The sequence below is a fragment of the Flavobacterium piscis genome, assembly GCF_001686925.1.
GTDB lineage: Bacteria > Bacteroidota > Bacteroidia > Flavobacteriales > Flavobacteriaceae > Flavobacterium > Flavobacterium piscis.
Genome location: NZ_LVEN01000008.1, coordinates 1 through 22,611, shown reverse-complemented (window position 1 = coordinate 22,611; position 22,611 = coordinate 1). Strand labels below are relative to the sequence as shown.

Here is a 22,611-nt window from a genome sequence, read left to right as displayed (position 1 = left end):
AACTTTTTTACTTATAAACTTCGCTCCACTCCGGTGGTGTGACACCTAATAAATGCTGCACAAAATAGTCTCTGCGTTTGCGTTCGCCATAATCGCCTCCGGCCGAATGTCCCATTCCCGGAACGGTTACTAATTCAAAATTTTTATTGGCTTTTATCAGTGCGTTTGCAAACTGCATGGTTGATGCCGGATCGACATTATCGTCTAACTCTCCCAGAATCAACATCAGATTACCGTTTAATTGTGCAGCATTTGCTGTATTCGAGCAAGCTTCATATTCTGGTCCTACGGGATATCCCATCCATTGTTCATTCCACCACATTTTATCCATTCTATTATCGTGACAGCCACAAGATGCTACGGCTACATCATAAAAATCAGAATTAAATACCAAGGCTGCTCCTGCATTTTGTCCTCCGGCCGATGTACCGTGAATTCCTACTTTATCAATATTCATATAAGGATATTTGGCGGCTGCGGCTTTCATCCAGAGTTTTCTGTCGGGGAAACCTCCGTCTTTTAAATTTTTCCAGCAAACATCATGAAAAGCTTTTGAACGATTTGAAGTTCCCATTCCGTCAATCTGAACTACTATAAATCCTAATTCTGCCAATGATGACATTGCCCAGTAATAAGGCTGGAAATTTTTAGGTACAAATGAATCGTGCGGACCTGCATAAATGTATTCGATAATGGGATATTTACGATTAGGATCAAAAGTGGTTGGACGTACAATAACTCCCCAAATATCTGTTTTTCCGTCTCTTCCTTTGGCTGTAAAAACTTCTGGTGCTGTCCAGCCTGTTTTCTGCAATTCGGTAATATCAGCTTTTTGCATTTCAGTAATAACTTTCTGCGTATCGACACTTTTTAAAACTGTAACCGGTGCAAAATCTACACGCGAATACTGATCGACATAATATTTGTAATCCGGCGAAAAAGTAACTTTATGATTCCCGTTTTCTGTTGTTAATCTTGTGAAGTTTTTTCCATTAAAATCTATTCGGTAAAATTGTAATAAATAAGGATCCTGATCTTTGTCTAATCCGCTTGCGGTAAAATAAATTTGTTTCTTTTCTTCATCTACTTTAATTACTTCTCTAACTGGCCAGTTACCTTTTGTTATCTGATTTTTTACTTTACCTGTAAGAGCATCGTATAAATACAAATGATTCCATCCGTCACGTTCCGAAGCCCAAACAATTTCGTTGCTTTTTTTACTGTCAAAACGGTATCTTTTTCCGCTGTATTCTACAAACGTTGGACTCGTTTCTTCTATAATAACTTTCACTTTTCCAGTTGTCGCATTTACTTCTAAAACCCGATATACCTGGTGTCCTCTTTGATTGTATTCGAAGGTAAAACTGCTATTATCTTCTTTCCATTCAAAACCTGAAAGACCATATTGTTCCTGAAATAAATCAGTCGCGACCGGAATTTGTTTTTTTGAAGACACTACAAACAATTGCGGACTTTTAAATGGCAACTGATCGCCTGGTTTTAAATAATCCCTGGTTTGTAATTTGGGCTGAAACTGATCTTTTGGACTCGATTCTACAAAATAAATTTTGTGTTCTTCGCCGGGTCTCACTTTATACGCCATGATCTCACCGCTATTTGGGGACCACTGCATGTATGATGAATAATAAAAACCTTTTGAGCCATCATAACTCAACTGGGTTTCTACTTTAGTCTTTTTGTTTTTGATATATAAATTATAATTCTTTATAAATGCTGTGTGTAAAGAGTCCGGAGAACCTACAGGTTTATTGCCCAATTCATCAAAGTTTCCGCCCCAATACTCATTTGTTCTTAAAGGCTTTTTATACGCACCTAATTTCTTTAATTCGTAAGTACTTAAATTACAAGAGATTTTGATTGTATCTGCTGTAAAAGTTACTGTAGACAAGGTTTTGTCAAACTCTAAATTTTCAATTGGCAGGTCTTTGGCGTTTATTTCTTTCCCCGCTATTTTTGATAACGACTGTGCTAATTTATGATGATCAAAAGCCTGTTGTTGTTTGTGCTGTTTGGTATCTACCAAAAGAAATTCTTTTCCTTTTAATAGGTTATTGCTATACCATACACAGTCATTTCCTACCCAATGAAACTCTTTTGGAGTATTAATTACTTTATTTTTGAATAAAGAATCTACAGCGTTAGCTCTCTTGTACTCTTTTAAAGTTCCCTGAGCCTGAGCTATTAAACAATACGAAAGTGTTAAAAATACACTTATTTTTTTACCAGTTGTTCTCATAATTTAAATATTAATAAAAATATATATTATTTATTGAGATCTATGGGTTAATATTAACAAATACTAATATTATATTACCCATCGAAACCAAAATGTGAGGAAAATCAGTTATTAAATGCAAGTAAGGTGTTGAAAAACAGTATTTCTTAACCTCAAAAGTGAAATGAAGTAAATCGAATTATTTTTCTTTGGCTTAAGCCAAAACAAATTTCAATACACCTATTTGAGCATTTCATATTGTAGAGACGCACTGCTGTGCGTCTAAGCAAACTTTGTCTATATGCAAAATGTTAGAAACGCAGTAATGCATCTACATTAATACCTGATTCTATTTTAATAGACCTGACAGGTTTTTAAAACCTGTTAGGATGTCAAAGATTAATTTGGCGTTTTTTCTTTTATCAAATAATAGATTGGAATTCCCATTAACATAATCAAAACGCCCCAGCCACAAGTAGAAAATTTGGTAAACAATAACGACACGCAAACTGCCGAGGCAATTACAATATACAGCAATGGTAAAAAAGGATATCCGATCGCTTTGTAAGGGCGGACTGCATCAGGCATTTTTTTGCGGAGACGTATAATTCCATAGATCGTTAAAATGTAAAAAATCAGCACGATGATGATTACGAAGTCTAATAAATCCCCGTATTTTCCGGTAAGACATAATACAGATGCCCAGATACATTGTGCCCAAAGTGCCCAGGCAGGAACGCTGGAATGGTTTAATATTGCTGCTTTTTTAAAGAACAAACCATCAGTCGCCATCGTATAATACACTCTGGCTCCTGCCATAATCAAGCCGTTATTGCATGCAAAAGTCGAAATCATAATCATAATGGCGATGATCAGCGTTCCTATATCTCCAAAAATATAGTCAGCCGCAACAACCGCAACTCTATCCGATTTTGCGCCGGCAATTTCGCTAAGCGGAATAACCGCTACGTACATTACGTTAACCAGAACGTAAATAATAGTTACAATTAAAGTTCCCAGAAACATGCTTAAACCCACATTTCTCTTCGGATTTTTTATTTCTCCTGCAATAAAAGTTACTCCCGTCCAGGAATCACTAGAAAATAAGGTTCCAACCATTGCGGCAGAAATTCCTGAAATTAAAGCTGTTGTACCAATTGGCATCCAGGAACCTGTTTCGGTATTAAAAGGACGCGGCGTCCAGGCATCTGTCCAGTTCATATTCCAGATAGAAGATTTGGCTGCTAATGTAAATCCGAAAATGATTAATCCTGAAATGGAAACTATTTTTATAATGGTTAAAATCGTTTGTAGAATCTTGCTGTTTTTTACGCCGCGGGTATTCAGATAAGTAAGGAAAATAATGGTTACGATAGAAACGATTTGTGCTACGTTGAGCTTAAAACTCCCCAACTCGTAAATAATATTTTCATCGCTGACAGCAGGAATTAAATAGGCTGTAAACTTTGAAAATGCAACGCCAACCGCCGCAATTGTTCCGGTTTGAATGACAGCAAAAAAGCTCCACCCATATAAAAACGCTACTAATTTATTATACGCTTCTTTAAGATAGACATATTGCCCGCCTGCATTAGGAAACATGGCGCTTAATTCTCCGTAACTTACTGCAGCAATCATAGTTATAATTCCTGAAATAAGCCATATTAAGATAAGCCATCCTGTTGAACCTACTTGTCTGGCAATATCGGCACTTACAATAAATATTCCCGATCCAATCATAGAACCTACTACAAGCATGGTTCCGTCTAGAAGCCCGAGTTCTTTTTTAAATTCTTCCTGGTTATTGTCTGTCATTTTTTGGTTTGTTTTTTTGGTTGTCTTTTGTTTAGGAATGTGGTAATCTGTTTTTTTTTAAATTTTAAATGTGGTTAGTATTTAGAATTTTAGGATGTGAGTTTTTGTTGTTATTATTTGTAATAAGGTCCGGCGGAACGACATGTTTATAGACAAAATTCATACGCCCAATATTAGAGCTTCATTATTGATAAATATGTCACCCCGCTGGGGTTTTAACAAACTGGGTAATTAATTTCTATAAATATATCGCCCCGCTGGGGCTAGGAAATTAATTCACACAATTAATGCGAAATTTTCTCTCGCAGATTTGGCAGATCTTGCTGATTTTATTCTAAATCGAATTATTAATAACCTGCTAAATCTGCCAGATCTGCTTGCAAATTGATACGTTTCAACATTTGAGCACCAGCAGAGCGACATGTTTATAGCAAATTCATAGATTTCAATGTTAGAGCTCCAGCGGAGCGTTATATTTATAGACAAAATTCATACTTCCAATATTAGAGCTCCAGCGGAGCGCCATATCTTCCTGATAAATCTGTGACCCCGCTGGGACTGGAAAATTAATTCACAATTAATGGCGAAATTTTCTCTCGCAGATTTGGCAGATCATTAATAAATTCAAAAATAAATCTGCCTAATCTGCTAAATCTGCGAGAAACAAACTATTTCCATTTTTTATATCCCGGGAAACTTTAAATACAAATGAAAATCGTTATTTAAATAAAAAAAATCAGCTTCAAGTTTGGTTAGAAAATGAAGCTGATTTTTTAGAGCTGAAACATTTGTGTATCTACCGAAGTAGTTTTCCCTGAAATGATTTCTTCTACTACTTTGCCTGTTGCAGGCGCCAGACTTAATCCCATCATGGCGTGTCCTGTTACCAGCGTTAAATTTTTAAGTTTTTTATCTCTTGCAATAATTGGCATTCCTGAAGGCGTACAAGGTCTGAAACCAAACCAGGTATCTTCTACTTTTGGCATTTCGATTTTTAAATCCGGATAAAAGTCATTCACCGAGTTCACGATTCCCTGAAGTCTGTTTTGATTGATTTTGGTATCATTGGTATGCGTAATTTCCATAGTTCCTCCAAAACGAATATCGTTATTCATAGGAGTTACAGCAACTTTTCCTTCGCATAAAATGGTTGGAATCGATGGTTTGTGATTTTGATCTTTTAATGTAAAACTATATCCTTTTCCAGGTAAAATAGAAATATTGACATTCAGTTTTTTGGCAATATGCGGACTCCACGATCCTGTTGCCAAAACAACCTCATCTGTGGTAAAATTGCCTTTATCTGTGATAATTTCTGCAACGGTATTATTCTTTAAAACAAAATCATTTACGGTGGTTTGTGAATGAATTTTTACGTTTAACCTGTTCAGTTCTTCTTTGATGAACTGCATGAATTTTTGAGGATATACATGCGCATCACTTTTATAATGAACGCCTCCAATGATATTTGTTGCGGTTCCTTTTTCTAATTTCGAAACTTCATCTTTTGAAAGGAAATCGACTTGTAATCCTAATTTTTCTGCCAAAATTCCTTCGTGTTGAATTTCTTCGCCTGTTTTTTCAGTTTTAAAGAGCATCAAAAGTCCTTTTTCTTCATAAAAAAAGGAATTGTTTTGTTTGGCAAAATCCTGATACAAGTCTTTACTCAAAAGCGATAAGTCGCAAAGTGCGGGCATTGCTTTTTCGACGTGTTTTAAATTGGCGTGTTTGTAGAATTGTAATCCCCATTTCATTAAATCCATATTTAATCTGGGTTTTACATAAAACGGACTCTGACTGTCAAACATCCATTTTATTCCCTGCGCAATCATACCGGGCTGTGCCAGAGGAATTATATGCGATGGAACAATCATTCCTGCATTTCCGTAAGAACAGCCGTCGCTCATATCCGATTTATCAAAAACAACTACTTCATAACCTTCTTTGGCTAAATAATAAGCTGAACACAAGCCAATTATCCCTCCGCCAATTATACTTACTTTTTTCATTAGTATTCTAAATTTAAAAATTCATTGGCAAAGAAGTTTTTCTGTAAACCAATGAATTTTTTACATTATCATTCTTTTTAAATCACCTGAAAACCAAAAGCATACGGATCGTCATCTTCGTCAATAATGATATTATTGTAACCGTACACTTTTGCCCAGCCCTGAATACTTGGTACTATGGCTTTGATATCTCCTATAGAAGTTTCTTCTTCTACTCTTCCAATAAATTTACTTCCAATAAAACTTTCGTGTATGTAATCTTCTCCTTTTTTTAGTTTGCCTTTGGCGTGAAGCTGTGCGATTCTGGCCGAAGTTCCGGTACCGCATGGCGAACGATCGATGGCTTTGTCTCCATAAAAAACGGCGTTACGTCCGGATGAAGTTGGATCTATAGGATCTCCTGTCCATAACATATGGCTTACATCACGAATCGTATCATTTTCCGGATGAATGAAAAGATTTGGATATTTTTCGTTGATGCGTTTGCGAACTTCCTGACTGTACTGCACAATTTTTCCGGCTGTAAAATCCTGCACGCCTGAAAAATTCTGCTGCGGATCTACAATAGCATAATAGTTTCCGCCGTAAGCGACGTCAAAAGTTATCTCTCCCAATTCCGGACAATCAATAGTAAGTCCTTCGGCAGCCAAATACGATTTTACGTTCGTCAATCGTACCCAGTCTACTTTTTTGCCGGTTTGCTGGTATTCGATCTGAACCAAACCTGCAGGTGCTTCCATTTTGATTTTTCCCGGAATTTTCGGAATAACCAAACCTTCTTCGATAGCAATGGTTATCGTTCCTATAGTTCCGTGACCGCACATGGGCAAACAACCTGAAGTTTCGATAAATAAAATTCCGAAATCATTTTCAGGATTACTTGGCGGATACAAAATACTGCCGCTCATCATGTCGTGACCGCGGGGTTCAAACATAAGTCCTTTACGAATCCAGTCGTACTCTTTTAAAAAATGTTGTCGTTTTTCGCTCATGTTGTTTCCAACCAAATTGGGCCCGCCACCAGCGACAACTCTTACCGGATTTCCGCACGTATGTGCATCTACACAAAAAAAGGTTTTTCTTGGCATAAATTATATTGGGTTCTTTGTTAGTATATCATTTACGGTTCTGGTAATATTTAACGGGTTTTTGTCCTTTAAACCGTCTGGTAATAATTGATCCGGCCAATCCTGAAAAGTTACCGGACGAACCCATCTTTTTACCGCTGTTAATCCAACTGATGTAAATTTACTGTCTGAACTTGCAGGAAAAGGTCCGCCGTGTGTCATTCCGGAACAAACCTCAACTCCTGTTGGAACATTATTATAAATTAATCTTCCCACTTTATTTTTAAGGTTTTCGATTACTTCCTTAAAATTGTCGAATTCTTGTAAATCAGAATTTAAAACTGTTCCGGTCAATTGCCCTTCTAAATCGAAGATAATTTTATTGAGCTGTTGAATGTCATCACATTTAACTACTACAGAAAAAGGTCCGAAAACTTCTTTGTGAAATGTTTTATTTTTTAAGAAAGTTTCACCATCAACCGTAATTATATTTTGCAATGCATAATTTGGTTTTACCACTTTCTCTAAAGTGGTTTGCTGCGTATATCCTTCTTGTCCAAGCACTTCTGATTTCAGGCTTTCGTATTGGCTTTTTATATTGGGATGCAGCATGCAAGTTGGGTCTATTTTATCTGTCTCTAAAGCTAAAATAGTAATAAAATTATCTAACCAGGCGCTTTTTATACCTAAAATAAGTCCCGGATTTGTACAAAATTGTCCTGTACCAGCCACAATTGAAGCAGCATAATTTTTAGCCCATTTTTCAGCATCTGTTTGTAATGCTGATGGTAAAATCAGAACAGGATTGATGCTTCCCATTTCTGCGTAAACCGGAATTGGAATAGCTCGGTTGGCTGCAATTTTGCAAAGTGCCATGCCTCCTTTTATACTTCCTGTAAAACCTACTGCTTTTATGGATGGATTTTCGACCAAAGAGACACCTACTTCTATACCATGGCTGTTCAGGTTCGAAAATACACCATTTGGCATTCCGGTTTTTTTGGCTGCTTTTATAACTGCCGAAGCTACTAATTCACTTGTTCCTGAATGAAGCGGATGTGATTTTACCACCACAGGACAACCGGCGGCTAATGCACTGGCTGTGTCTCCGCCGGCTGTAGAAAACGCAAGCGGAAAATTACTGGCTCCAAAAACGACTACAGGCCCTATCGGGATTTGCTGTCTTCGAATATCGGGTTTACCTTCTGTTTTATTAATGATGGCTTCTATCCAGGAACCTTCTCTCAACATCGTAGCAAATGCTCTAAGTTGTCCGGTTGTTCTGCCGCGTTCGCCATTTGCTCTTCCGGCAGGAAGACCTGATTCCTGAACATAAGTTGTTAGTAAATCTTCGCCAAGGGCTTCAATTTCTTCGGCAATAGCATCCAGAAAATCTGCTTTTTTTACATCTGCAATTGTTCCGTATGTTTTAAAAGCTTCTTCGGCTAATTCTACGGCCTGTGAAATTTCTTCTGCTGCAGCTTCATAAAAAACAGTTTCATTCTCAGAATTTAGTTCCGGGTTTATTGTTTTGTAGGTCGTTTTACCTTTTGCGGAAAGCACATCTCCAATATAATTTTTTCCTGTAGTCATCGCTTTCTTTTCAATTTTAATTAAATATTTTTATATGCCGGCAATACAGGTCTGTTTTTCATTGCTGAATCTATGATCGACAAAACACGCTCTCTTTCTTTGCCTTGTAACGGAAGTCTTGGTGCTCTTACATTTTCTGTTCCCAGTCCTGTTGCTACTTCTGCCAATTTTATATTTTGTACCAATTGCGGAGAAATATCCAATTCTAATAATGGCATAAACCATCTGTAAATTGCTAAAGCTTCATCTACTTTTCCGGCTTTTACCAATTTATAAATAGCCACTGTTTCTGCAGGATATGCTACCACTAATCCGGCAACCCAACCATCTGCTCCTGCCACTAAACTTTCGAGTGCCAATGTATCGACTCCGCAAAGCACTTTTAATCTGTCGCCAAAACGGTTTCTGATTCTTGTTACATTGCTAATGTCTCTGGTAGATTCTTTTACGGCCTGAATGTTTTCGAGTTTTAAAAGTTCTTCAAACATGTCCAGCGTTACCTCTATTTTATAATCTACAGGATTATTGTAAATCATAATAGGTAATGATGTACTTTGAGCAATTTCCTTAAAATAAACTACTGTTTCATGATCTGTTGCTTTGTAACGCATTGGCGGCAAAAGCATTAAACCATTTACACCTAATTCTTCGGCACGTTTTGCCAAAGTAATGGCTTCGCTGGTCGTTTGCTCGGCAATATTTACAATAACCGGAATTTTTCCTTCGACAATTCTTAGTGTGTTGTTTATTAAAACCTCTTTTTCTTCTTTTGTCAATGTACTTGCTTCTCCAAGAGTTCCGCCCAGTATGATTCCATTCACTCCAGCATCAATTTGTGCTTTAATATTCTTCTCGAACATTACGAGGTCCAGTTGACCTTCTGCTGTAAACTTTGTCGTTACAGCTGGCATTACGCCATCCCATTTTATTTTCATATTCTTAATTTTTATCAAAAATAAAGCTTAAAGAAAAGAGCTCCTGTGTCATTATTAGCCTTTATCAATACTATATTACCATATCTGTTGCATAATCTGTTTTTTTTGTTAATATTTACATATCTAAAAACAAAACGTTGAAAATTCTACCTTTTAAAATACCCAAAACCGAAAGAGAAGCTCTCATTTATCAGGAAGATATTGAGCGTGTTTTCTATGACCAATTGCACCAACATGAAGAAATTCAGATCAGTTATATTGCAAAAGGTTCCGGAACTTTGATTGTAGGGGATTCTATAAATGATTATAAGGAAGACGATATTTTAGTAATTGGTGAGAATGTTCCTCATGTTTTTAGAAGTAATGTAGAGGCAAGTCCGGAATCAGTAATGCTGACTTTGTTTTTTACGAAAACTTCTTTTGGCAAAGATTTTTTTAGTCTAAATGATATGAGTTCTGTAGATGATTTTTTTAAGGATTCTGAGTACGGCATGAAAATACTTTCGAATCAAAAGAAAATTACACATCATTTTAATAAGCTAAAAAAACAGAATAAAATTCAGCGTATTGCTTCTTTCCTGAAAATTATAAATATCATTATCTCTTCAGAAAAAACGCCTCTTTCTTCTTTTGTTTACAAAAAGAAATATACTGATGATGAAGGCCGCAGAATGAGTGCCGTTTTTGAATATGCCATAGAATATTACCATCAGAATATTACTTTAGATGAAGTGGCAGAAAAAGCGAATATGAGTAAAAATGCTTTTTGCCGTTATTTTAAAAAACGCACCAACAAAACTTTTTTTCAGTTTTTGATTGAAATCAGAATTGAGAATGCCTGTAAATTACTCCACAACAAAAAAGATCTTTCGATTGCGTCGATTTCTGAACTTTGCGGCTTTCAGGATATTGCCAACTTCAACAGAAAGTTTAAGGAATTGAAAGGAATTTCGCCTTCGCATTATCGCGCGCAGTTTTAAGTTTTTTTTAGTTTCTCGCAGATTTTTTTAATCGCGCAAAGACGCAAAGTTTTTATTTAACTTGTTTTTATAAATTGTCAAAAAAATAAAGGCTTTAGCTAAATATTTACATTTTGGCTAAAGCCTATAGTTGTCTGCGCATTTTTGTCATCCCGAGGAACGAGGGATCTCCGTTAGTGGCTCGACAATTTTTGAAATACTTTGTGTGAGTTTCTTGTGGAGATTTGTTTCACGCAGATCTTGCAGATTGAGCAGATTTTATTTTTTGTTAGGCTATAATTTTAATATAAAAAAACTTTTAACCCAAAAGTGATTATTATATTGTCAGGCTGATCGTCCCGAGACTTCGGGAGAAGCCCACGTTCCAATTGGAGCGCCCTTCGACTTCGCTCAGGGTGACAATGATTGTAATTATTTCAATTATAATTAAAAAAGTGAAAAGCCGTTCCTAAAGAAGGAACAGCTTTTCACACACTTATAATTACAAGTAACCAACTTGTAAAATCTTTATATTAATTTCTAGTAACCGGGATTTTGCTTCAAATTGCTATTTTTAGCCATTTCTGATTGTGGTATTGGAAAAATAGCTCTAAAACTATCTGCAGGATCTCCTTTCTTTGAAAACCAGGATTTTGTCGAATATATTCCAAATCGTATTAAATCTTGTCTTCTATGCGCTTCACCAACAAATTCCCATGCCAGTTCATCGAGGAAACCACCATACTGAATATCTGCACCACCTTCATAATTGGTAATTACTCCAGCCTGATAAGTTCCGTATTTATAAACACTTCCTCCTAAAAGTTTTGCTCCGGTTACTGTTGCTTTTGCAGGATTGGTATTTTTAAAATTTCTTTGTCTCACTTCAGTAACAATAGCTGCGGCTCCACCGGCATCACCTTTTCTTAACAAACACTCTGCTTTTATCATCATAGCATCTGCCAATCTGTAAAAAGGTACATCATTACTTGCTTGTCCTACAACACCAGGACCAATTTCATATTTAACCATTCTAAAACCTTCGTTAGGTTCGGTACCGTCAACACTAGTCATATAATTAATATATTCAAATTGTGTTACTTTATCATCTAACATTATCGGTTCTCCTTTACTGGTAAACTGCTTGCCGCCTAACCAACAATCTTTTAATCTTTGGTCATCCGGGTCATACGTATCTATAAATTGAGGTATCCCGCCAGTTCCGTTCCAGGGACCTCCTGCCAAGTCAAAAGTGGCCTGGCTTGCAGCCGCCAATGTTCTGTATGGCCAGCTTGTTCCCGGAGCTTTTACCTGATCAAAAGGGATGGATAATATTTGTTCCGGAGAAGATTCATTTTTTATAATGAAATTATCCAGATAATTAGATGTCAATCTAAAACCACCATTATTGATAACATCATTCACCTGAGCCAAAGCTTCATCCCATTTAGGAGTACCTAAATAAACACCTGCGTTCAGGTATAATTTTGCCAAGGTCATTTTTACAGCCCACTGATTTACTTTACCATAAGTCGAAGAATTATTCTTATCGCTTAAATAAGGTAAAGCTGTTTTTAATTCACTTTCTACAAAATCATATACTTCTTTTCCTGTGTTTTGAACTGGTAAATATCCCGGAGGATTGATATATGATGTTACAATAGGGACATTTCTAAAATTATCTAATAGTAAATAATAATAAATAGCTCTTAACGCTCTTAATTCCTGAATGACATTTTCTTTGTTTTCAATACCTTCTATTTGCTCTACCTGATATATCGCCCTATTGACTTTATTTACGCCTGTAAACATATAATACCAATTGCCCTCTGCCATTGGAAGCGCAGTTCCCCAGGTATGTTTGTGCATGGTAATGTAATAATCTCCCCAGCCAATTCCGTTTCTTTGAGGCGTTACCATTAGATCTGAAGAATCTTCATACAAGTTATAAACGGCATCCCAATCTGCATAAATTTGTCTAAACGAGTTGTAAGCTGGCGCAATAATACTCGCTAAATCCTCTGCAGTTAAATTACTATTCTCTGCACTTACCTTATCATAAACGGTCTCATCTAAATTTGTACATCCTGTTCCTAAAAGAAGTAAGCCGGAAATAAGAATTTTATATACTATATTTTTATTTTTCATTTTGATTTAATTTAAAAAGTTACATTTAAACCTAAAGTCACACCTCTCGTGCTTGGATATTTATCTCTATTGTCCATTCCCTGCGACAAAGGATCTGCTCTTTTTATCTCCGGATCCAGGCCTTTGTATTTTGTAAATGTGGCCAAATTATTTCCGGATACATACAATCGCATTGCATTTATAATTTTAAATGGTGCTACATCAAAGTTATACGAGAAGGTTACGTTATCTACTTTTACATAATCTCCTTGCTCAACATAATAGCTTACGTAGGTTTGATTGTAGTTTAATACCGCTTTATCATATACTTTATCATATGCACTCTCCAAGGTATTATAAGCAATTGTTGGATTTTCGTAAAACATACGTTGTGTATTGAGTATTTGAAAATCGAAAGCTCCTGTTAATACAACGCTTAAGTCAAATTTTTTGTAGGTAAAAGTATTCGTCCATCCGGCATAATACTGCGGGATACCATTTCCTAAATATTGCTTGTTTTTATCGTTATACATTTCTGTAGTAAGTGTTTTTGTTGTGCCATCAGGCAATTCAACAATCCATTTACCATCAGTAGTAATGTCTACAGATTTTAATCCCCAAAAATTCCCTATTGACTGTCCAACTTCTAATCTGTGTGTTTCAAATGAAATTGGATCTCCTGTGTTTCCGGTATTCAAAAAATCTCCTTCAATTTTGTATAAATCATTCGAAAGACTCGTTAGCTTATTTTTATTGTGCGAAAAAGTCATAGAAGAATTCCAATTAAAGTTTTTTGTTCTGACAGGAACTGTATTCAAAAGAATTTCAAATCCTTTGTTTTCCATTTTTCCAACATTGGCAGTAATTTGACGGAACAAATAAGGAGGAGTTGGTACATTATAATCCCATAACATATCACTTGTTTTTTTACTGTAGACATCAAAGCTTCCGGAAATTCTGTTATCAAAAAATCCAAAATCAAGACCAATATTTACCTCAGCACTTTTCTCCCAACGCAAATCGGGATTAGGGTTACTTGCCGGCTCTAAACCTTTAACCCATTTTCCGTTACTAAAGAAATAGCCATCATAATTATACAATGTCATTGACATATAAGGATCATTTGGTATTACTCCGGTTTCTCCGTAACCTGCTCTTAATTTTAAAGTATTTATAGCAACAACATCTGTCAGGAACGATTCTTTATTGATGCTCCATCCTGCAGAAACTGCCGGAAAATTACCCCATTTGTGATTGTCTCCAAACTTAGATGAGCCTTCTCGTCTGATACTAAATAACAAATCGTATTTATTATCAAAATTATAGTTTGCTCTACCAAAAAATCCAATTAATTTACTGTCATTTTTATAACTATCCATTGATGCGGTACCATCTGACAAACCATTACCCGCGTCTAAATTATTATAAGAAAAGGCATCTGTTGGAAAATCAGAATTACCGGCAGAAAATCCTTCATTCACAGTATATTGATAACTATAACCACCTAATATTGTAAAATCATGTTTGCCTAAATTTTTATGATACTTAGATGTTAATTCTACATAATCATTATCTGTAACTCCTGTACTTCTTGAGGCAACGCCGTTTCTTTTATTTATGGTATTTGAATAATGTTGTTTGGTTTCAGCATATCCTGTTAAACCTGTATTTTTATTTTTTGAAAGCTGTGCACTAACATCCCATCCCGGTAACAAATCCAAAGTTAAATTAGCGGTAAATCTTTGCCATGTACTATTTCTATCTTGTGTCGTTTCATTCAAAATTGCGACTGGATTGTAATACTGCAGTTTATTTGAATCCTCATTATAAGTTCCATTTGGGTTATATACAGGAGCAGTAGGATTTCTTATCATTGCCTGTCTGTAAGCATAGGAAGCAATACCTTCGTCGATCCCCATATCACTTGTTCCGTTTAGTAAGCTTAAGTTGATCTTTAACTTATCGTTGAACATGCTGTGATTAACATCAAATGAAAATCGGTACTCTTTATTAAACGTATTAATAAAAGCTCCTGTTTGATTTACATAATTAAGGTTTACTATATAATTTGTTTTAGCTGTACCACCTTTAAAAGCTAAATTATGATTTTGAGAAAATCCTGTTCTTGAAATTTCATCTAACCAATCTGTACTGGCACCACCGTCAGTAAAAGGCAAGGTAACTCCTTGTGCACGCAAACCTCTTTGCTGACCTGCATCCAAAAATTTAGCTTTATTAGCAAAATTAGATGTCGTAGCAAATGTCGAGTACGTAATTGTTGGCGCTATTTCTGAATTGACTGTTTTTGTTGTAATAAGAATTACTCCATTTGCTCCTCTGGTTCCATAAATTGCAGCCGCCGAAGCATCTTTTAAAACATCTATCGACGCAATTTCATTTGGAGCTACCGTATCAATACTTCCGGGTACACCATTAATTAAAACCAAAGGCCCTGTTCCTCCTTTTAAAGTTGAGAAACCACGCAATGTAATATTGGGTGTTGATCCCGGCGAACCTGAACCGTTATTGATACTTAGACCAGCAACTTTACCTTTAATAAGATCTGAAGCATCATTAATGGCGCCTCTTGTAAAATCTTTTTCCTTTACACTGGCTATTGCACTGGTGACTCTTGATTTTTTCTGAGTTCCGTATCCTACAACTACGACTTCATTTAATTCTTCTTTACTATCCTGAAGAGCTATATTTACAACACTCTTATTCAAAACAGCAATTTCCTGAGTTATAAAGCCCATATAACTAAAAACCAATTTTGAATCTTTATTTTTAAGCGTAATCTGAAAATTACCATCAAAATCACTTACAGCGCCATTAGAGGTGTTTTTTTCTAAAACTGATACTCCAGGTATGGGGATATTATTTGCATCTGTAATTTTACCGCTGATCTTCTGTTGCGAAAATGAGCTAAAAACAACGAACAAAAACAAAATCGTAAAGAACATCTTTTCTCTGTAAGAGGATGTTGCAGTACTTTTAAAAACATGCGTGGTTGGTTTCATAATTTAACTATATTGGTTAGTGTATTTTTAACACTTGTAAAATTATGTTAAATTGGAGTTAACGGAAATGCTGATATTACCATATGCTAATACTATATTATCCTCTTTTTAAAAAAAACATCTGTATTTGCTAAATTGACTAATAATTTAACAGAAAATTACGTCAAAAAATAAATTATATCTCTTTTTAAACCCAAAACACCTACAACTATTCAATATGACTTTGCGATAATATTATCTCATAATTTGTTATTGCATCTCTTTTTAAAAAAAATAAGTTCATAAAAACAGAAAGCCCTTTCTGTTTTTAGAAAGGGCTTTTTATTATGCAAGTATTGTATTGAATACTATTCTATCGAAACAATGATAAATTCACTTCGTCTGTTTAATTGATGTTCCGCTTCTGTACAGGATACACCATCAGCGCAATTATTGATTAGCTGACTTTCTCCATATCCTTTTGCAGTTAATCTACTAGAAGCAATACCATTTTTTGTTAACCATTGTACGGTTGCTTTTGCTCTTCTGTTCGATAAAGCAATATTGTATTGGGCAGTTTGTCGGCTATCTGTATGAGAACGAACATCGATTTTCATCTTTGGATATTGTTTCATTACCACCAGGATTTTTTCAAGTTCAAACTCTGCATCATTACGGATGAATGATTTATCTAAATCAAAATAAATAATAGGTATGTTTAGCGTTTTGGCCAGATCAGTTCCTACTCCTATAGATTTAATTCGTTTTTCTACTGGTACTACTAAATTTGTTTCGCCAGTTTGTTCTATTATAGTTACCGGAACTTCCTTGGTTTCAAAATCTTCTTTGGCAGTTCTTACGTAGTATTTTTTGCTGCATTCCACATTAAAGCTGTAAGTTCCATCTGCTTTTGTAACAACTTCAGCTATATTCTTAAATTGTTCGTCGAGCAAAGTTACTTTAGCATTTTCGAGTAATTTGCCTGTCTCTGAATCAACAATAGTTCCTTTTAGTTGTTGCTCGCAAAGCAATTTTCTTGTTTCTGTGATTTTGTAAATATCGTCGTTTCCAATTCCCCCTTCTCTGTTAGAAGAAAAGAATCCATTGCTGGTTTCGCTATTGATGATAAAAGCAAAATCATCTTGTTTACTGTTTATTGGTGCGCCAACATTTTGCACTTCCGTAAAAGTACCATCGGTTTTAATTGTCGATACAAAAACGTCAAGTCCGCCTAATCCCGGTCGTCCGTCACTGGTAAAATACAATTGATTGTCTGTAGCTATAAATGGGAAAGTTTCTCTTCCTTCGGTATTAATTGCCGTTCCCAGATTTTCGGGTTTACCAAAGCTTTTATCATCATTGATCGTTACGCTGTACAAATCAGATTGTCCTAACGTTCCCGGCATATCAGAAGCAAAATACAACTTTTTTTCATCATTGCTTAATGCGGGATGTGCCGTGCTGTATTGGTCACTATTAAAAGGCAGCTCGGTTACATTTGTCCATTTGTCATTAATAAATTCTGCTTTATAAAGCTTTAGCAAGGTAATTTTCTGATCATCTTTTCCTCTTTTTCCTTTAAGATAGTTGTTTCTGGTAAAATACATCGTTTTGCCATCTTTTGTAAAAACAGGTGTCGATTCGTTGAACTTAGAATTGATTTTCTTTTGAAAACGTTCCGGTTCTCCCAATGTTCCATCAGCTTTTAATTCGGCTGCATACAAATTCGTAAATGCTTTATTCGTCCATTTGAATGTCTTTCTAACTACTCCACCGGTATCTCTGGCAGATGCAAAGACCACTTTATTGTTGTAATAAGCACTTCCATAATCTGTTTGCTTTGAATTTATTCCTGCGTTCGCTATTTCGAATCTTCCTGAATTGGCTTTTATTTGTTCGAGATAGTTTTTATTATTTTCGAATAAAATCCCTCTTTTATCTGTTACCGTTTTTTTATTGAAGGCTTCGAGGATTTTATCCGCTTTAGCGTAATCTCCCTTTGCTTTTAGAGTTTGTGCATAACGATAATAATATTCAGGTTTCTGTTCTGCATTCATTTCAAAAAGGGCATCGTACCATTTACCTGCTTTAATCAGTTCACCATTAAAATAATAAGCATTCCCTAGTCTCTGAAACATTGTTTCATCTTTGTATCCTTTTTCTGCAACTTTTTCATAAGTTCCAATTGCATCAATATAAGCATATTGTGAATAATCTTTATCAGCTTTATTTTGACTTGTTGTCTGCGTGTTTCCTTTTAGCCCTATAAGTGCTAAAAAAATAGTAGAAACTATATGTTTAATTTTCATCTTTGAAGGATTTAGAAGAATCTTGGTGAAGTTATACGGCTATAATTATTAAAGAATTCGAATCGCAGGAATATTTCATGTGAACCTGAATTGTAATTATTTAATCTCGTTGTTTCGCGGTCATAAGAATATCCAATAAATAATCCGTCGGTTACCTGAAATCCTGCCATCGCACTTAATGCTGCACTCCATCTGTAAGCTAATCCTGCTACAAATTTATCATTGAACATAAAGTTAGCAGAAAGGTCTACCTGCAATGGTGATCCTTCGACCATTTTTGTCAGTACTGCAGGTTTGAATTTAATATAAGGATCTAAATCGAATACGTAACCCGCTATTAAATAGTAGTTTATTTTGTCTTTAAAGATCGCTGTATCATTATCGTCGTACCTATTGGTTTCGATAAAATTGGGTACGGATAAGCCTATGTAAGCCTTATCTGAATGGTAGTAAACTCCTGCTCCAACATTTGGCGAAAATTTGCTTTTTAGATCCTGAAATTGCGGGTCGCCCTGATGTTCCGGATTTAATTTGTTGACGTCGAGACTAAAAAGGTTCGCGGTTGCCTTGATTCCAAAAGATAACTTAAAAGTTTCAGATGTTGGTACCGTATATGATAAATCAGCTGATAAGGCATTCTCGTTTGTTGGCCCTATTTTATCGTTTACGAATGAAACTCCAAGTCCCAGATTACTGTTGCTTAAAGGTGTATTTAATGAAAAACTACTGGTTTCCGGTGCTCCATCGAGTCCTACCCATTGGGTACGGTACAAACCAAAGATGCTCATTGCTCCTCTGGATCCTGCATAAGCAGGGTTGATATTAATGGTATTGTACATGTATTGTGTGTACTGCGCGTCTTGTTGTGCAAATCCTACAGCGGAAAAAAACATAAAAACTAAAACTAATTTTCTCATTTATTTTTCTTTTAATAATGGCTTAGCTTTTTTTAGGGACTAAGCCATTTTAATTTGTTTTAACTATTATTTAGTGAGGTATAAATATCCTGCTTCCTGATGTGCGTTTGAATCGCTGTCCTTGTACTTAAGAATATAATAATACGTTCCAACCGGCAATCCATCGGATTGTTTTACTGTTGTACGTCCTTCAGATATTCCTTTAAAAGCACGCTCTTCGTTATTATAGTTCTCACGCTCGAATACTAAAACTCCCCAACGGTTGTATATCTCGACTGTATTGTCAGGATAACATTCTAAGCCCTGAATGTAGAATCGTTCGTTTTTGGCATCTCCATTTGGAGACATCGCATTAAAGATTTTTATTACACAGCCTTCGATTGATAAAACAGTAGGATTATTTCCTAAATTATCTGTGTCATCAGAAGCATCATTTACAATAACACCTAAAGGATTTTGTCCTGTTGCTACTGCCTGATTAGAAACTTTTTTAGCATTGATATCACTTTGTTTTAAAGCATATATTCCTTTAAAAGTAGTACTGTCAACTTCTCCCGGAGCTAACGATATTGGCCCTCCTGTCATAACAATTCCAGGAAGCGGATCGTTGACAACAACGTTTGTTAACCTCACATTTCCGGTATTAGTCACCACGAAATTATACGTTATGGTTTCACCTGCTTCGGCATTTTTATTGTTGTTTTCATCATTAAACACTGCTGTCTTAATTAAGGCTATTCCTGATTTTTGTTCCAAAGTAGTAACCGTACAAGTAGGACAGCTAGGCATGTAAAATTTATCATTTGGAGTTAATGGTGAAGTATCTTCAGAATCATTATCGATACTTACTCCCTGTGGATCATTTCCGGTAACCAACGCTAAATTATAGACAGCACCCAAATCGATATCGGCTTGCGTAAGTACATAACTTGCTGTAAAAGTGGTCTCATCAAAAGCTAATGGTTCTAGTGAAATTGGCCCGCCAACAACTGTAACCATAGGATCTGATACTACAATATCTTTCATAGTAACATTTCCTGTATTCATTACTTTAAAAACATAGCTAATACGATCGCCTTCGTTTACTGACCCGTTATGGTTTGTATCTTCAAATGTTCCGTGTTTCAGTAATTTTAAACCAGGATTCTGAGATAATTTTGTTACAGTAGGGTCATTTTTCCCCGGTAGCGCAGGATCATTGCTATCTGATAAATCAGTTATTGGAGTTCCAACAATTGGAGTTGCTGTTACTAAGGCCTGATTATTTATAAAACCTGCATCAACATCTGCCTGCGTGATTACATAAGTAGCGTTGAAAGTTATATCATCTCTGGTTCCAATATTCATTACTGCAATTGGTCCGCCTGTAACAGTTACCATTGGATCAGTTACCACAACATTGGTTAATTGCATTGTTCCAGTGTTTACTACTGAGAAATTATAGGTAATGGTTTCTCCTTTTTGAGCAAAACCATCGCCATTGGCATCATTAAAAGATCCTTTTTTGATCACTTCGATCGAAGGCACCTGAACTATTAGATCTATTACAGCCTCATCGCAAATCGTTGGATTCGCTTTTTGGCAAATTGAATATGTGATAGGATAAGTTCCAGGTGTCGTATTAGGATCAACTGTTATCGTTCCGTCTGTATTTAAAGTTACTCCTGTTGGAAGAACTGTTGACGTGGTTAAAGTTACATCAGCCGGCAAGAATGGTAATCCATTCAAAGTATCATTTCCAAAAACAGTTGGGATTGTTCCTCCCGTTGTTCCGTTGATTGGACTTGGCGTATCATTTGTAGCATCGATTGTAGTGACAATTACTGTAGCAGTTGCTGTATCACAAATTAATGGATTGGCAACCTGACAAATACTATAAGTTATAGGATAAGTTCCAGGCGCTGTGTTAGCATCAACCGTTATTGTTCCATCTGAATTTAAAGTTACTCCTGTTGGAAGAACTGTTGACGTGGTTAAGGTAACATCTGCTGGCAAGAATGGTAATCCATCCAAAGTATCATTTCCAAAAATAGTAGCAACAGTTCCGCCTGTTGTTCCGTTGATTGGAGCTGGTGTGTCATCTTTGGCGTCAATTGTAGTGACAATTACCGTTGTTACAGCCTCATCACAAATCGTTGGATTCGCTTTTTGACAAATACTATAGGTAATAGGATAAGTTCCAGGTATCGTATTAGGATCAACTGTTATCGTTCCATCTGAATTTAAAGTTACTCCTGTTGGAAGAACTGTTGACGTAGTTAAAGTTACATCAGCCGGCAAGAATGGTAATCCATCCAAAGTATCATTTCCAAAAACAGTGGCAATAGTTCCGCCTGTTGTTCCGTTGATTGGAGCTGGTGTATCATCCTTTGCGTCAATTGTAGTGACAATTACTGTTGTTACAGCCTCATCGCAAATCGTTGGATTCGCTTTTTGGCAAATTGAATATGTGATAGGATAAGTTCCAGGTGTCGTATTAGGATCAACCGTTATCGTTCCGTCCGTATTTAAAGTTAATCCTGTTGGAAGAACTGTTGACGTGGTTAAAATAACATCAGCTGGCAAGAATGGTAATCCATTCAAAGTATCATTTCCAAAAACAGTAGCAACAGTTCCGCCTGTTGTCCCGTTGATTGGAGCTGGTGTATCGTCTTTGGCGTCAATTGTAGTGACAATTACTGTTGTTACAGCCTGGTCACAAATCGTTGGATTCGCTTTTTGGCAAATTGAATATGTGATAGGATAAGTTCCCGGCGTCGTATTAGGATCAACTGTTATCGTTCCGTCAGTATTTAAAGTTACTCCTGTTGGAAGAACTGTTGACGTAGTTAAAGTTACATCAGCCGGCAAGAATGGTAATCCATTCAAAGTATCATTTCCAAAAACAGTAGCAACAGTTCCGCCTGTTGTCCCGTTGATTGGAGCTGGTGTATCGTCTTTGGCGTCGATTGTAGTGACAATTACTGTTGTTACAGCCTGGTCACAAATCGTTGGATTCGCTTTTTGACAAATTGAATATGTGATAGGATAAGTTCCAGGTGTCGTATTAGGATCAACCGTTATCGTTCCATCAGTATTTAAAGTTAATCCTGTTGGAAGAACTGTTGACGTAGTTAAGGTAACATCTGCTGGCAGGAATGGTAATCCATCCAAAGTATCATTTCCAAAAACAGTTGGGATTGTTCCTCCCGTTGTCCCGTTGATTGGAGCTGGTGTATCATCTTTGGCATCGATTGTAGTGACAATTACCGTTGTTACAGCCTGGTCACAAATCGTTGGATTCGCTTTTTGACAAATTGAATATGTGATAGGATAAGTTCCCGGCGTCGTATTTGGATCAACCGTTATCGTTCCATCCGTATTTAAAGTTACTCCTGTTGGAAGAACTGTTGACGTAGTTAAAGTTACATCTGCCGGCAAGAATGGTAATCCATCCAAAGTATCATTTCCAAAAATAGTAGCAACAGTTCCGCCTGTTGTTCCGTTGATTGGAGCTGGTGTATCATCTTTGGCGTCAATTGTAGTGACAATTACTGTTGTTACAGGTTGGTCACAAATGGTTGGATTGGCAACCTGACAAATAGTATAAGTAACAGGAAAAGTACCGGGTGACGTATTTAGGTCTCTGACACACATGTAGCGCTT

The 22,611-nt window shown here is 36.1% G+C and carries 12 protein-coding genes; 1 reads left to right on the top strand and 11 read right to left on the bottom strand.

All coding sequences use genetic code 11. The features are described from left to right. Window positions 1-7 precede the first annotated feature (7 nt). The 6 genes from FLP_RS04970 to FLP_RS04945 form a co-directional block, all read right to left on the bottom strand. Window positions 8-2,257, bottom strand: coding sequence for a S9 family peptidase (locus FLP_RS04970; protein ID WP_065448422.1), 2,250 nt, complete (start codon window positions 2,255-2,257; stop codon window positions 8-10). A 378-nt stretch (window positions 2,258-2,635) separates the two neighbouring features. Then, window positions 2,636-4,051: an APC family permease gene (locus FLP_RS04965; RefSeq protein WP_065448421.1), complete on the bottom strand. Its 1,416-nt coding sequence runs from the start codon at window positions 4,049-4,051 to the stop codon at window positions 2,636-2,638. A gap of 773 nt (window positions 4,052-4,824) precedes the next feature. After that, window positions 4,825-6,060, bottom strand: a complete 1,236-nt coding sequence (locus tag FLP_RS04960) for an NAD(P)/FAD-dependent oxidoreductase (RefSeq protein WP_065448420.1) — start codon at window positions 6,058-6,060, stop codon at window positions 4,825-4,827. Between the two features lie 77 nt (window positions 6,061-6,137). Then, window positions 6,138-7,148: a 4-hydroxyproline epimerase gene (locus tag FLP_RS04955; RefSeq protein WP_065448419.1), complete on the bottom strand. Its 1,011-nt coding sequence runs from the start codon at window positions 7,146-7,148 to the stop codon at window positions 6,138-6,140. Between the two features lie 3 nt (window positions 7,149-7,151). After that, on the bottom strand, window positions 7,152-8,720 hold the full coding sequence (locus FLP_RS04950) for an aldehyde dehydrogenase (NADP(+)) (protein ID WP_065448418.1): 1,569 nt from the start codon (window positions 8,718-8,720) through the stop codon (window positions 7,152-7,154). A gap of 20 nt (window positions 8,721-8,740) precedes the next feature. Continuing rightward, window positions 8,741-9,655 (bottom strand): dihydrodipicolinate synthase family protein, encoded by a 915-nt coding sequence (locus FLP_RS04945; RefSeq protein WP_065448417.1) that lies wholly within the window; start codon window positions 9,653-9,655, stop codon window positions 8,741-8,743. 137 nt (window positions 9,656-9,792) lie between these two features. On the opposite strand from FLP_RS04945, the gene FLP_RS04940 reads away from it, so the two are divergent. After that, window positions 9,793-10,635: an AraC family transcriptional regulator gene (locus FLP_RS04940; protein WP_065448416.1), complete on the top strand. Its 843-nt coding sequence runs from the start codon at window positions 9,793-9,795 to the stop codon at window positions 10,633-10,635. A gap of 519 nt (window positions 10,636-11,154) precedes the next feature. Here FLP_RS04940 and FLP_RS04935 read toward each other — a convergent pair. The 5 genes from FLP_RS04935 to FLP_RS04915 form a co-directional block, all read right to left on the bottom strand. Then, the gene (locus FLP_RS04935) at window positions 11,155-12,762 is read right to left on the bottom strand and encodes a RagB/SusD family nutrient uptake outer membrane protein (RefSeq protein WP_065448415.1); all 1,608 of its coding nucleotides are present in this window, start codon (window positions 12,760-12,762) and stop codon (window positions 11,155-11,157) included. Window positions 12,763-12,773: 11 nt separating this feature from the next. Next, a complete protein-coding gene (locus tag FLP_RS04930) occupies window positions 12,774-15,761 on the bottom strand; it encodes a SusC/RagA family TonB-linked outer membrane protein (RefSeq protein ID WP_065448414.1) in 2,988 nt (995 codons plus the stop codon). A gap of 347 nt (window positions 15,762-16,108) precedes the next feature. Beyond that, the gene (locus FLP_RS04925; protein WP_065448413.1) at window positions 16,109-18,049 is read right to left on the bottom strand and encodes an OmpA family protein; all 1,941 of its coding nucleotides are present in this window, start codon (window positions 18,047-18,049) and stop codon (window positions 16,109-16,111) included. A gap of 11 nt (window positions 18,050-18,060) precedes the next feature. Beyond that, window positions 18,061-18,966, bottom strand: coding sequence for a PorP/SprF family type IX secretion system membrane protein (locus FLP_RS04920; RefSeq protein WP_065448412.1), 906 nt, complete (start codon window positions 18,964-18,966; stop codon window positions 18,061-18,063). A gap of 66 nt (window positions 18,967-19,032) precedes the next feature. After that, a partial coding sequence (locus FLP_RS04915; protein WP_131798886.1) for a DUF7507 domain-containing protein occupies window positions 19,033-22,611 on the bottom strand: 3,579 nt, incomplete at its 5' end.